The organism is Bacteroides sp. GD17, assembly GCF_038448625.1.
In the GTDB taxonomy this organism is placed as follows: Bacteria; Bacteroidota; Bacteroidia; order Bacteroidales; family Bacteroidaceae; genus Bacteroides.
The window spans coordinates 71,134-85,647 of the sequence record NZ_JBCEZS010000014.1; the positions used below are offsets into that span (position 1 = coordinate 71,134).

The window sequence follows — 14,514 nt, forward strand, 5'->3', positions numbered from 1 at the left end:
TAAAAGCGCAAAAAAACGGCAGTTTATAGAACATTTCTCTTTGTCCATTCATATGCTTTTTTTAGGCGCAAAAAAGGGATCAGCCGCGAAACCTGGTGTTTTAAGCTACTACTGGTTAACATTTCATTCACTTCTGATAAGATAAAGAGTATCTCAAACTCCTCCGCCTGAAAGGGGAGGTGCCCGTAGGGCGGAGGGGTTTCACATCCGCAGGGACTTATGTATTGCAAAGTTACTCTCTGCTTATGTAAGACTCCCTCCCCCCTACGGGGTACTCCCCCTTTCAGGCGGGAGAGTTTGAGATACTCATGTTTATCATTTCATTCATTTCTATCATCGCTATGAATAATAGTAAGCATCACATAACTCATAGAAAGATATCCACCAGGTTTTGCGACTGATCCCCAAAAAGCAAACGAGAAGGATTTGTGGTTTACACTCATTGCCATCCCATTTAAAATTGCTACCTTTCAGCCCTCATTAATTCTTTATTTATTATGAAAACCAGTTGTCTCGTTCTATTAGCAGCATCTGCCTCATTGGCATCCGCCCAACAACGCAACGTGACCAGCATTCTGGAAGTGCTGGACGTAACAAACGGTACACGCACCGTAGTCAAGGAATTTCCCTATCACATCGAAGCGCCCAACTGGACGCCCGACGGTCAATGGCTTGTGTATAACAGTGGAGGTAAACTATATAAGATCTCCCCCGATTCACCCGCCGAACCGCAAGAAATAAACACCGGCTTTGCTGTTCAGTGCAACAACGACCACGTCATATCTGCCGACGGCAAACAAATAGCCATCAGTCACGGAACGAAAGAAGACGGAAGATCCCGCGTCTACACCCTGCCGATAGAAGGAGGAACACCCCGCCTGATTACTCCGATAGGCCCCAGCTACCTGCATGGATGGAGCCCGGATGGAAAACAACTTGCTTATTGCGCCGACCGGAATGGCAATTATGATGTCTACGTAATTCCGGCAGAGGGCGGAGAGGAAGTCCGCCTGACAACAGCCGAAGGACTGGACGATGGTCCCGAATACTCCCCTTGCGGAGAATACATCTGGTTCAATTCCGTACGCACCGGCTTGATGCAGGTATGGAGAATGAAAAAGGATGGTTCCGAACAGACTCAGATGACGTTTGACGAAACACGCAACTCCTGGTTCCCACATGTATCACCCGACGGTAAGTCCGTCATCTTCATCACCTATTACAAAGGAGACTTGGAACCGGGTGAGCATCTTCCCAACAAGAACGTGGAACTCAGACTTATGCCTGCCTCGGGAGGAGAACCGAAAACAATGGTCAAGCTATTCGGCGGACAAGGAACAATCAATGTCAACTCTTGGGCACCGGACAGCAAACGCGTAGCATTCATCAGTTACCGGTTGGATTAAACCCACTCTTTTCTTCCTTTATATCATTACTGCAATGATTTCAGAAATCATTGCAGTAATAATTTCAGAAGACATTGCAGCAATGATTTCTGAAATCATTCAAAACACCCCATAGTGCCCCTAAATTATCAATTATCTATCTTCTGGCACTCCGAGCAATAATAGACCGATCCTCCCAAATATGCTTCCTTCACAATCGTACCTCCGCAGCGCGGACAAGGATTCTTCCAGGTTTTGGCCGAAAGAATCGTTTTATAACCTCCATCATTGCCATACAGGTCGGTTTGGGTATCACGACCGCCTTCAAGAACCATATTTCCCAACGTATCTTTCAAAGAGCAGAATAAAGCCTCTTTCCGGGCATCCGACAGGCTCAGTACTTTCTGCTTCGGATTAATCCGGGCATTGAAAAGAATATCTTGCGTAACGCCGTTGCCCACACCCGGAATCCTTTGCTCTGTAGCAAGCAACGCTTTTGCCGTCAGTGTCTTCTTGGCTTCTGCAAAAAGTTTATCGAACTCCTTTTCCGTATATTCATCGCTTAGGGGAGATAAACTTTCCTTGCTCAGTTTATAGTACTTATTATCAATGAGGGAATCGGGATAAACATTGATGAAACCATACATGGCAACCGTAAAGACAAGAAACGATTCATCATCGAAAGTCAGCAGCAGCTGGTAGTTGGCAGGAATCTTCTCCCCCGGATTGTAGTAACGGGCAATGACTCCATCCCCGATGTTCATCGTCACGCCATCCGAAAGGTAGAAGTCGACAAACATTCCATACCCTTGGGACGATAAAATCTTCTTGCCGACAAGCAATTTACCATACTCCAGCGGATCGCCATTATAGAACGTAAATTTGTGCGGCTTTGTGGCATTGAATACCTGCGTAATCGTTTTTCCACTTAAAGCATCATTGGCTTGCTTACTCAAGGTAAGCACTTCGGGCAATTCTAACATATCATTTCTCTATTTTAGTTGTCAATTGGTATATAAACGAAGCAAATTCCTTTTTATCTGCCATACTTCTGATATAAGTCCCGTCCTGATCTACTCCTTGCTTATAGGAAAGGAGGAAGTAAGGAGTAGGTAGGGAGAAGGTAAGGAGTAGATAAGAAGGACTCCCCTGGCGTATAGGCATAAAAAAAGGAGTACCGCTGTACTCCAACCTTTGTTAACCTTAAATCTAATACTATGAAAAACACATTGCAAAGATACGGACATTTGAGATATCTGCAAATTATCCAAGAAAAAAAGTATGTTTCATAACACATTTTAAAAGAGAAGGCTCCGTTTTTCACGTCCTTTTTCATATTTATCAAGATACAGACTGACTTACCGGTATGTAATTTCAGGCAAAACCTGATTGTATTACCCACGATTTACATTATCTTTGTAGTCGGATAAACAAAAGCTAATATATGCCTGACTATGATTTAATCGCCATATTAGGTCCTACCGCTTCCGGGAAGACGCCGTTTGCAGCTACACTGGCAGCTGAACTCAATACGGAAATCATCAGTGCCGACTCCCGGCAGATTTACCGGGGTATGGATCTTGGCACCGGAAAAGACCTTGCAGACTACACCGTCAACGGGAAGCAAATCCCCTACCACCTTATTGATATAGCCGAACCGGGCTATAAATACAATGTTTTTGAGTACCAACGTGATTTCCTGGATGCTTACGAGACTATTAAACAAAAAGGCTGCCTGCCCGTTTTATGTGGAGGAACCGGAATGTATCTGGAGTCAGTGCTGAAAGGCTATAAGCTACTGCCCGTGCCCGAGAATCAGGAATTGCGCACTCGCTTGGCTGATAAGTCCCTGGAAGAACTGACCGAAATACTGAAAACCTACAAGAGCCTGCACAACACCACGGATGTAGACACCGCCAAACGTGCCATACGTGCCATCGAGATTGAAGAGTATTACGCCCACACGCCGGTAGACGAGCGCTCGTTCCCCCAGTTGAACAGCCTCATCATCGGTATAGACATTGACCGGGAACTGCGTCGGCAGAAAATAACCCGTCGCCTGCACCAACGGTTGGACGAAGGAATGGTAGACGAGGTGCGCCGCCTGATAGAACAAGGCATCCGGCCGGACGACCTTATTTATTACGGACTGGAATATAAATATCTGACGCTCTACGTCATCGGGCAACTGAGTTACGACGAAATGTTCAGTCAATTGGAAATCGCCATCCACCAGTTTGCCAAACGTCAGATGACCTGGTTCCGGGGAATGGAGCGGCGCGGATTCACCATCCACTGGATGGATGCACGATGGCCGATGGAAGAAAAGATTACCTTTGTGAAGTCTAAACTCAAAGAGATTTAGTATCTTTGGGCGGCAAGGCTGCAAAGTATTTGCAAAATGAAAAGTTAGATCTACTGAAAGAAATTATAATATGAGTGCAGAACCCGAAAAGTGGGGCGTGATATACAACCCCAAAGCCGGAACACGGAAAGTGCAGAAACGGTGGAAAGAAATCAAAGAATATATGGACAGCAAAGGTGTGTCTTACGACTACGTGCAGTCCGAAGGGTTCGGTTCGGTAGAACGTCTGGCAGGTATCCTTGCCAACAATGGCTACCGTACCATCGTAATTGTGGGCGGTGACGGCGCATTGAACGATGCCATCAACGGCATCATGCTATCCAATGCCGAGAACAAAGAAGACATCGCCATCGGTATCATCCCTAACGGAATCGGCAATGACTTTGCCAAGTATTGGGAGATGAGTTCGGAGTACAAAGAAGCGGTGGATTGCATCATCAACAACCGTCGACGGAAGATTGACGTAGGAACCTGCTATTATTACGACGGCGAGAAACATCTGACCCGCTATTTCCTCAACGCCATCAACATCGGTCTGGGAGCCCGTATCGTGAAGATCACCGACCAGTGCAAGCGTTTCTGGGGAGTGAAGTTCCTCTCCTACTTCATGGCATTCATTTCGCTAATCTTTGAGCGGAAACTATACCGCATGCATCTCAAGATAAACGGTGAGCACATACGCGGACGCATCATGACCGTCTGCATCGGTAGTGCATGGGGCTACGGACAAGCACCCAGCGCCGTACCTTACAATGGATGGCTAGACGTGTCGGTTATCTACCGCCCGGAACTGCTGCAACTCTTTTCCGGTATATGGATGCTGATGGAAGGCAGAATCCTGAACCATAAAGTAGTGAAGCCCTACCGCACCCAGAAAGTAAAAGTGCTGCGTGCACAGAATGCCTCCGTCGATCTGGACGGACGTATCTTGGACCGCCACTTCCCGCTCGACGTCAGTATTCTGCACGAAGCAATTACTCTGATTATACCAAACTAATCCCCAACACTATTATGATTGAACTGAAAAATAACCCTGCCGGAAATTTCTTTTTACTGGCAGGTCCTTGCGTCATCGAAGGAGAAGAAATGGCAATGCGCATTGCCGAACGCATCGTTACCATCACGGAGAAACTGCAAATCCCATACGTATTCAAAGGTTCGTACCGCAAAGCAAACCGGTCGCGCCTGGACTCCTTTATGGGAATCGGCGATGAAAAAGCGCTGAAGGTACTGGAGAAAGTGCACAACACCTTCGGGGTGCCTACCGTAACAGACATCCATGCCGCTGAAGAAGCCACCATGGCTGCCGAATACGTAGACATACTGCAAATTCCCGCTTTCCTCTGCCGGCAGACAGACCTGCTGGTAGCTGCCGCCAAGACCGGTAAAACCGTCAACATCAAGAAAGGACAATTCCTCTCCCCGCTCGCCATGCGCTTTGCAGCAGACAAAGTGGTAGAAGCCGGCAATCAGAACGTGATGCTGACAGAACGGGGAACGACATTCGGCTATCAGGACTTGGTCATCGACTACCGTGGCATACCCGAAATGCAAACATTCGGCTTCCCTGTCATCCTGGACGTAACGCACTCCCTGCAACAGCCCAACCAGACAAGCGGCGTCACAGGCGGCATGCCGCAACTCATCGAGACCGTAGCCAAAGCCGGCGTTGCCGTAGGAGTGGACGGATTATTTATCGAAACGCATGAGAACCCGGCCGTAGCCAAGAGCGACGGTGCCAACATGTTAAAACTAGATTTATTGGAAGACTTACTGACCAAGCTGGTACGTATCCGGGAAGCAATCAAATAAGTCTCACAAAAAAACAGATCCTTTTGTGATTTATAACTTTTCTGTCCGACAGATAGAGCAAGAACAATTAATATTCATTTAGTATGAAACATTTATTACGTAGTTTTTGGATTGTAGCCTTAATTATATGCTGCAACTTCCAGCAGGTGTTTGCACAGCAGATGCCTCCTATCCCCATTGACAAGGATGTCCGTATCGGAAAATTGGACAATGGTCTGACTTACTACATCCGCAAGAACAGCCTTCCTGCAAACCGGGCCGACTTCTACATTGCCCAGAAAGTAGGTTCCATACAGGAGGAAGCCGACCAACGCGGTCTTGCACACTTCCTGGAGCACATGTGCTTTAACGGAACCACTCACTTCCCCGGCGATGCACTGAAACAATATCTGGAACGCATCGGAGTGAAATTCGGTGAGAACCTGAATGCTTATACTTCCATAGATGAAACGGTTTATAATATCTCCAACGTGCCTGTCACCACTCCCGGAGCCATCGACTCCTGCCTGCTGATTCTACACGACTGGAGCAATGACCTGACGTTGGACCCGAAGGAAATAGACAAGGAGCGCGGCGTTATCAACGAAGAATGGCGTACCCGCATGAGTGCCATGCAACGTTTTCAGGAAAAGATGCTTCCGGTAATGTTCGAAGGAACCAAATATGCCACCTGTTTCCCCATCGGAACCATGGAAGTGGTAATGAACTTCAAGCCGCAAACGCTGAGAGACTACTACGAAAAGTGGTATCGTCCCGACCTGCAAGGCATCGTCATTGTGGGTGACATCGACGTGGATGCCATCGAAGCCCAGATAAAGAAAATCTTCTCCGATATCCCCGCCCAGCCCAATGCTGCCAAGCGCGAATATTATCCGGTAAATGACAATAAAGAACCCATCATACTGATTGACCAGGATAAAGAGCAACCCAATATCCAGGCCATCATCTTCAACAAGCACGAAGCTACTCCGGATGACCAGAAAGGCAACATGGGCTACATGGTGCAAGACTATGCCATCACGCTTATCAACAATATGCTGAATGCCCGTCTGAATGAATTGATGCAAACAGCCAATCCTCCTTATATTTATGCCACCACTTTCGATGAAGACTTCTTTGTTGCCAAAACCAAAGACGCCTTCACCAGCGTAGTTGTCTGCAAGGAAGATGCTGTAGAAGACGGTATAGCCACTGTACTCCGCGAGGTAGAACGTGCACGCCAGTTCGGCTTCACGGAAACAGAATATAACCGTGCCCGTGCAGAATACTTGCGCCAACTGGAATCGGCCTATAACGAACGCGACAAACGCAAGAATGAAGCATACGTAGATGAATATGTACGCCACTTCCTGGACAATGAACCCATCCCCGGCATCGAGAACGAATATGCCATCATCAATCAGATAGCTCCTGCCATCCCTGTGGCCGCACTGAACCAAATGATGCCCGAACTGGTATCGGACAGCAACCAGGTAGTAGCCATCTTCGGTCCCGAAAAAGAAGGTTTGAAAATGCCTACGGAAGAAGCCATCAAGAAGATATTGAAAGACGTACAAGCTGAAAAGCTGACTGCCTATGTAGATAAGGTATCGGACGAACCTCTGATGAAAGAAGCTCCGAAGGGCGGCAAGATCGTTTCGGAAACAACAGACGACGTATTCGGAACTACCATGCTGACTCTGTCTAACGGCGTCAAGGTAATCCTGAAGAAAACAGACTTCAAAGCAGATGAAATCCGCATGAAAGGTGTAAGCCTGGGTGGTAGTTCTCTGTTCCCCAACTCAGAAATTATCAATATCAACGGACTGGATGCAGTAGAAGTAGGCGGTCTGGGTAACTTCAGCGCTGTAGACCTGGAGAAAGTATTGGCAGGTAAGAAAGCTTCCGTAAGTTACGGTATCGGTGACAAGACAGAAACCGTAAATGGCAACTGTTCACCGAAAGACTTCGAAACCATGATGCAACTTACCTATCTGACATTCACTGCTCCGCGCCGTGATGACGATGCCTTTGCATCCTACAAGAACCGCAACAAGGCGGCATTGCAGAACATGGAGATGAATCCGAGAGTAGCATTCAGCGACTCCATACAAGCCGGCATCTACATGAATCATCCGAGAAGAGTACGAATCAAAGCGGATATGATTGACAAGATGGATTATGACAAGATTCTGTCCATGTATCAAGACCGCTACAAAGATGCCAGCGACTTTACCTTCATCTTTGTAGGTAATGTGGATGTAGAAGCCATGAAACCGCTTATTGCGGAATATCTGGGCGCGCTGCCTTCCATCAACCGCAAGGAGACATTCAAGGATAATAAAGTTGAAATGCGCCAGGGAGTTTACAAAAACGAGTTCATTCGTCAGCAGGAAACTCCGAAAGCATCCAACCTTGTATTCATCAATGGAACATGCCCGTACAACCTGAAGAACGATATCCTGATGGATATGACCAGTCAGATTCTTGATTTGGTTTACACTGCAAAAGTACGCGAAGATGAAGGCGGCACTTATGGTGTATACTCAGGCGGCCAGTTGAGCAAATATCCGAAGGAAGAAGCCATCCTGCAGATTGTATTCGAAACTGCTCCTGAAAAGAGAGAAAAACTGATGAAGATTATCTTTGCCGAACTGGATAATATTGCCAAAAACGGTCCGTCGGAAAGTGACCTGAACAAGGTAAAGGAATTCATGCTGAAGAAGCATGCCGAAGACCTGAAAGAGAACGGCTACTGGCTGAGAAGCATTGACGAATACCTGTTCACCGGCATGAATCCTATCAAGGACTACGAACAGATAGTAAACAGCATCACAGTGAAGGACATTCAGAAGTTTACGGATGATTTGTTCAAGCAAAAGAATGAAATCGAAGTATCGATGATCAGTCCCAACAAAGAATAAGAGAGCTTTAAATACAAAAGGCTGCGTTGTTGACAAGCAGCGCAGCCTTTTTCATATACATTCAAAACAATTACAACATCATGAGTCTTTTTTTAGAACTGCGCAAGCACGGAAAACTGGCTGCCAAACGAAACCCGATGTACGAGAAGAACAAGTTCGGCAAGTTCTGGATGTACTTCATGGCTGTCTTTTGGGCAGGTTATCTCATCTTCTTCGGCAGTACTTTTGCATTTGCCTTTGACGGTGGTGCCACAGAAGCCTATCACGTTCTGAACAGCGGCCTGATATTTATCCTCGTCCTGGATTTCCTGATGCGTTTCCCTTTCCAAAAGACGCCGACACAAGAAGTAAAGCCTTATTTACTGCTTCCTATAAAGCGGAACCGGTTGATTGATTTTCTGCTGATACGCTCCGGTTTGAACGGCTTTAATCTGATTTGGCTATTCTTCTTTGTTCCGTTTGCCATTCTTACCATCACCAAATTCTACGGGCTGACGGGAGTACTGACCTACTGCATCGGCATCTGGTTACTGATGATATTCAACAACTATTGGTTCCTGTTGTGCCGCACCCTGATGAATGAACGTATCTGGTGGATCGCTCTGCCCATCCTAATATATGGAGGCATTGCAGCCGCTATGTTTATTCCGGACAAGAGTCCGCTGTTCGACTGGTCCATCGATCTGGGCGAAGGATTCATTAACGGAAACCTGCTTACGTTTATCGGCGTACTGATTGCCATCGTCATTATGTGGTTCATCAACCGCAGCCTGATGACCGGACTGATTTATGATGAAATAAACAAAGTGGAAGATACGAAAGTGAAGCATGTATCCGAGTACAAGTTCCTGGACCGTTATGGTGAAATAGGCGAATACATGCGGCTGGAACTGAAACTGCTGCTGCGCAACAAGGTATGCAAAACTTCACTGCGTACGGTTTTCATCGTAGTGATAGCCTTCAGTTGTGTCCTCAGCTTTACGGAGGTGTACGACGGACAAGGAATGAAAAACTTTATCATGGTCTATAACTTTGTCATCTTCGGTATTCTGTTCCTTTCCAGCCTAATGAGCTATGAAGGAAACTATATCGACGGACTGATGAGCCGTAAAGAATCGATCTATGCACTGCTACGTGCCAAATATATACTGTATAGCATTGCCATACTTATTCCTTTGATACTGATGATCCCGGCCATGGCAACCGGTAAGCTGGCTGTGTTGAGTTGCATCGCCTGGGCGGTATTTGTATCGGGATGTGTTTATTTCTGCCTGTTCCAACTGGCTGTGTACAACAACAAAACCGTAGACCTGAATGCAAAGATGACGAACCGCCAGAATATGGGAACCGGTTTGCAGAACCTGATTGCCGGCGCTGCCTTCGGTGTGCCTCTGATCCTGAATGTTATTCTGGTATCTTTATGGGGGCAGACAGTAACGGCATGGATTCTGATTGTAATCGGTGGAGGTTTTATCCTTACTTCCCGCTTCTGGCTGAAGAACGTCTACTTGCGATTCATGAAACGCCGCTACAAGAATATGGAGGGTTTCAGAGATAGCAGACAGCGGGCATAACGATTCAAATCAGACACGGATCATTAATCATTAATAACTAATCACTATCATGATACAGATTAATAATTTACAGAAAAACTTTGGCGAAAAGAAAGCCGTAGATATAGAGAACTACACCATTCAGCAGGGAGACATGCTTGGCCTGGTCGGCAACAACGGAGCCGGCAAAACCACTCTTTTCCGATTGATACTGGACTTGCTGCAAGCAGATCAGGGTAATGTAACCATCAATGACATCGACGTGAGCAAAAGCGAGGACTGGAAGAACTTTACCGGAGCTTTCATCGACGACGGTTTCCTGATAGACTACCTGACACCTGAAGAGTACTTCTACTTCATCGGCAAGATGTACGGCCTGAAGAAGGAAGAGGTAGACGAGCGCATCGTACCTTTCGAACGCTTCATGAACGGTGAAGTGATAGGACAGAAGAAGTTTATCCGCAATTTCTCTGCCGGTAACAAGCAGAAAATCGGTATTATCTCCGCTATGCTCCACCATCCGCAACTACTAATACTGGACGAGCCTTTCAACTTCCTCGATCCCAGTTCGCAGTCGGTCATCAAGTACCTGCTGAAGAAGTATAATGAGGAGCACGGAGCAACTGTCATCATCTCCAGCCACAACCTGAACCACACGGTAGACGTATGCCCGCGCATCGCCTTGCTGGAACATGGCGTTATTCTCCGCGATATCCGAAACGAAAACAATTCGGCAGAAAAAGAACTGGAAGCATACTTCAACATCGGTGTAGAAGAAGAGATAGCAGCAGAAGAGGCCATAACCGAAGAAATCGCAATGGAAGAGACAGCAATGGAAGAGACTTCTGCAGAAAAGCCGCAAACAACGGATAAAGCCCCTGAAGCATGAAACGGTACTTTTCTTATATAGTAGCTCTTACCGGACTGTTAATCGGTTTAAGTTCCTGCCATACCTCAGCGCCACGCCTGGACTACAAAGCATTGGCACAGGCCTCCGTCCGCTTGGGTGTAGACATTGAGATGACCGACAATCATAAGCTGTACATCAGCGCCGCCGAATGGATAGGCGCCCCCTACCGTGCCGGTGGCGACAGCAAACGTGGAACCGATTGTTCAGGACTGGTATCGCAACTCTATAAGAAGGTTTACCATACCCGCCTGTCGAGAAGTACAGACGGACAGTTGAAAGAAACCAAGAAAATCTCCCGCCGCAATCTGCGTGAGGGAGATTTGGTATTCTTCACCAGCCGTGCGTCCCGCAAGAAAGTGGCACACGTAGGCATCTACCTTAAAGACGGGAAGTTTATTCACGCCAGTACCAGCAAGGGGGTGATTGTCAGCAGCCTCAAAGAGAAGTATTATACGGATTATTGGCTTTGCGGGGGAAGAAAGTAATACACAAATTCCCATCTGAATGCACCCTAAAATTTCTTCAATGTTGTGATTTTCCTCCCTTTTCTTCGACTGATAACACAGAATAACCAATTAACAAAAAGGAAACAATGAAGAAACTTTTAGGCATCCTGCTATTTATCAGTATCGCACTGAGTGCTAACGCACAGCTTTTGTGGAAAATATCCGGTAAGGGATTAGAGAAACCATCCTATATCTTCGGTACTTACCACCTCTCCCCGCTTAGTATCAAAGACAGTATCGCCGCTCTGCCGCAAGCAATGAAAGAGACCGATCAAGTTTACGGAGAAGTAGTGATGAGCGAAACCATGACACCGGCTTTCATGCAAAGCATGCAGCAACAGATGATACTGCCCAAAGACACAACGTTGCAAACCCTCTTCACACCCGAACAATATGAAGAAGTAGGAAAAGTCGTGAAAGAAAATATGATGGTGGACATTGCCATGCTGGCACAACTGAAGCCTGCCGCCATCAACCAGCAACTGGTTGTGTTGCTTTATATGAAGCATACACCGGGCTTCAATCCCCAAGAGCAACTCGATACCTACTTCCAGCAACAAGCCCAACAGCAAGGCAAGAAAGTGGGTGGTTTGGAAACAGCCCAATCACAGATAGATATCCTGTTCAACAACCAGACGCTGCAGCGCCAAGCCAAACTTCTGCATTGCATGGTGAGCGACATTGACAGGACCTTGGAACAGAGCAAACGCCTCATCGTTGCCTATGAGAAACAAGACCTGGATGCCGTGCTGCAACTGATGGAAGAACGAGACGGTAACTCCTGCGACCCGCTTCCCGGAGAGATGGAAGCATTGCTGGACAACCGTAACAAGGCGTGGGTAGAAAAGATGCCGACTATCATGACCGAAACCCCTACCCTCTTCGTTGTCGGTGCCGGACACCTGCCGGGAAATAACGGTGTATTAAACCTGTTGAAACAACAAGGTTATACGATAGAAGCCATGAAATAAATACTCTAACAAATCTCTCTCTTACATTTTAGTGGCAGACTACGCAGGGCGTGAAAACATCTTTTTGTTTTCACGCCCTGTTCATTTATATACACTTTGTTTGTCCATATCTGCCAATCTTTTAAAAATTTATACTACTTTTGCAACAAAGTCTTGCCCGCTATAGTGATAACGGACACTATTGACTTATTTTAGTAAAAACGCAAGAAGCGAAAGTTATTATCCCCAGTATTCGGAATCTGGAAAATTCATTAAACACCATGGGATAATAGCAACAGTTTCTTCACGTCTATGTTAATACATACTTAGGCGTGGGGGCTGTTGTCTATTTATGGTGTAGGCATTCCAGAGCCTCGAATACCAATAGACAATAACGGTCCTCGCGCTTTTTTATATAATAACCTTCGTCTAAGAGGACAGATGAGGACGCTAAAAACAAACCTTATGCAAACGTTACTAGCTGGGCACATCCCCCTATTTCTACTACTTGTCATTGTAGTCGTTGTTTTTCTTCATTGGCTAAACAATAAATACAAAAGTCTGAACAGACAGATTATCAGAGCTATAGACACACCTGTTTACCTATTGAGCGGACAAGGAATTGTGTTACGGCTCCTGAATGAACCGACAGAGCAAACCAATAAAATCGCCCTTAAAAACTTAGGAAAACTCGACATCCGCGATATAGTAATCAATGAAGAAGAATACAACAAGCACATAACACTATTGCGGAAAGTTCTGGACACCCGCATTCCATGCCATCTGACTGTGAAAATCAGAATAGAGGATGATAACGAAATATACATATCGGTACGGCTGGTCTACCTGAAACACGACAGAGTCATGGCTTTTGTACGCAATGTCACGGAAAACGAACTTAAACGCCTGGAAAACGAAAAGTACCGGTTCTTCCTGGAAAGCATACTCGAGAACCTGCCTATCGCCACTACCGTGAAAGACCAAAACGACAACGGACGTTATCTGATATGGAACAAAAAGGCTGCTGAAATGATGGGGACTCCCGCTGATGAGATAGTAGGCCACTATGAAAAAGACTTCAGGCATCTGATGACCGACAACTTCATACAAGAAACAGACAGGCTGGCAGAAGAGACCGCAACCTCACATTCGTACATCAAGCATTTCATCAATCCCAAAGGTGGAGAATACATTCTGTCCTTCCATAAAAATTTAGTCTCTTACAACCATGGCAGAGAACGCTGGATAGTAAGTTCCGCACTGGATATCACCGAATTACTGGCTGCAAAAGAAAAAGCAGAAGAATCCAACCGGCTGAAATCTGCATTTCTTGCCAACATAAGTCACGAGATACGTACTCCGCTGAATGCCATCGTAGGCTTCTCATCCATACTTTCCGAATACATTCAAGATGAAGATGCCAAAGAATACATCCGGCTTATCGAAACAAACAATCAGCTTTTATTACAGTTAATCAACGATGTGCTCGACCTCTCGCGCATAGAAGCCAACACACTCGAATTCAGAGAAGACGAAATGGACGTAAATGATGCACTTGAGAAGATACAAGCCACTGCCAAGCTGAAGATTTCTTCCGCAATCAAACTACGTTTTCTGCCCGGTCTGGAAGCATGTACCATCCGTACCGTATCCACGCGGGTTATTCAAGTGCTGAACAACTACCTGTCAAATGCCATCAAGCATACGGAACAAGGGTATATAGATATTGGCTACTATCCACCTCAAGAGGGAAGAATACGTTTCTTTGTCCGAGACACCGGCTGCGGCATTCCGGCTGAAAGGCACAAGGATATCTTCGAACGATTTGTCAAACTGGACAGTTTCAAACAAGGAACGGGATTAGGACTTTCTATCTGTATGATGATAGCAGAAAAGATGAACGGAGAAGTAGGCGTGATCTCGGCACCGGGAGAAGGCTCCGAATTCTGGTTCGATATACCTTACGCATAATAACATCTCTCTTCATTTTTCTCTAATGGTTTTCTAATACTCTTCTAATAATTCTCTAACGGGCGCTTCCGCATCCACTGCCTACTTTTGCAGCGGAATTATAACTCAGAAGACAAGTATACCATTGCAGCAATGAATTCAGAAATCATTGCAGCAATA

The 14,514-nt window shown here is 46.1% G+C and carries 11 protein-coding genes; 10 read left to right on the forward strand and 1 reads right to left on the reverse strand.

Annotated features, from left to right (window positions below):
• Positions 1–497 precede the first annotated feature (497 nt).
• On the forward strand, positions 498–1,406 hold the full coding sequence (locus tag AAE250_RS18820) for a TolB family protein (RefSeq protein ID WP_342289289.1): 909 nt from the start codon (positions 498–500) through the stop codon (positions 1,404–1,406).
• Positions 1,407–1,534: 128 nt separating this feature from the next.
• Here AAE250_RS18820 and AAE250_RS18825 read toward each other — a convergent pair whose 3' ends face one another.
• On the reverse strand, positions 1,535–2,368 hold the full coding sequence (locus AAE250_RS18825) for a zinc finger domain-containing protein (protein ID WP_342289290.1): 834 nt from the start codon (positions 2,366–2,368) through the stop codon (positions 1,535–1,537).
• 461 nt (positions 2,369–2,829) lie between these two features.
• Here AAE250_RS18825 and miaA point away from each other — a divergent pair, with 461 nt between their 5' ends.
• The 9 genes from miaA (at position 2,830) to AAE250_RS18870 (ending at position 14,355) form a co-directional block, all read left to right on the forward strand.
• Entirely contained in the window at positions 2,830–3,750 is a 921-nt protein-coding gene (gene miaA / locus AAE250_RS18830) for a tRNA (adenosine(37)-N6)-dimethylallyltransferase MiaA (protein WP_294603047.1), read from the forward strand.
• Positions 3,751–3,820: 70 nt separating this feature from the next.
• A complete protein-coding gene (locus tag AAE250_RS18835; protein WP_294603049.1) occupies positions 3,821–4,747 on the forward strand; it encodes a diacylglycerol/lipid kinase family protein in 927 nt (308 codons plus the stop codon).
• 14 nt (positions 4,748–4,761) lie between these two features.
• Positions 4,762–5,562 (forward strand): 3-deoxy-8-phosphooctulonate synthase, encoded by an 801-nt coding sequence (gene kdsA / locus AAE250_RS18840; protein WP_294603052.1) that lies wholly within the window; start codon positions 4,762–4,764, stop codon positions 5,560–5,562.
• Positions 5,563–5,645: 83 nt separating this feature from the next.
• On the forward strand, positions 5,646–8,465 hold the full coding sequence (locus AAE250_RS18845) for a M16 family metallopeptidase (protein WP_294603057.1): 2,820 nt from the start codon (positions 5,646–5,648) through the stop codon (positions 8,463–8,465).
• An 80-nt stretch (positions 8,466–8,545) separates the two neighbouring features.
• Positions 8,546–10,039, forward strand: a complete 1,494-nt coding sequence (locus AAE250_RS18850) for a DUF5687 family protein (protein ID WP_294603058.1) — start codon at positions 8,546–8,548, stop codon at positions 10,037–10,039.
• Positions 10,040–10,088: 49 nt separating this feature from the next.
• Entirely contained in the window at positions 10,089–10,907 is an 819-nt protein-coding gene (locus tag AAE250_RS18855; RefSeq protein ID WP_294603059.1) for an ABC transporter ATP-binding protein, read from the forward strand.
• Positions 10,904–11,413 (forward strand): C40 family peptidase, encoded by a 510-nt coding sequence (locus AAE250_RS18860; RefSeq protein WP_294603061.1) that lies wholly within the window; start codon positions 10,904–10,906, stop codon positions 11,411–11,413. The genes AAE250_RS18855 and AAE250_RS18860 overlap by 4 nt, the downstream gene beginning before the upstream one ends.
• Positions 11,414–11,520: 107 nt before the next feature.
• Positions 11,521–12,405: a TraB/GumN family protein gene (locus tag AAE250_RS18865; protein ID WP_294603064.1), complete on the forward strand. Its 885-nt coding sequence runs from the start codon at positions 11,521–11,523 to the stop codon at positions 12,403–12,405.
• A gap of 444 nt (positions 12,406–12,849) precedes the next feature.
• The gene (locus AAE250_RS18870; RefSeq protein WP_294603066.1) at positions 12,850–14,355 is read left to right on the forward strand and encodes a PAS domain-containing sensor histidine kinase; all 1,506 of its coding nucleotides are present in this window, start codon (positions 12,850–12,852) and stop codon (positions 14,353–14,355) included.
• Positions 14,356–14,514: the final 159 nt, after the last annotated feature.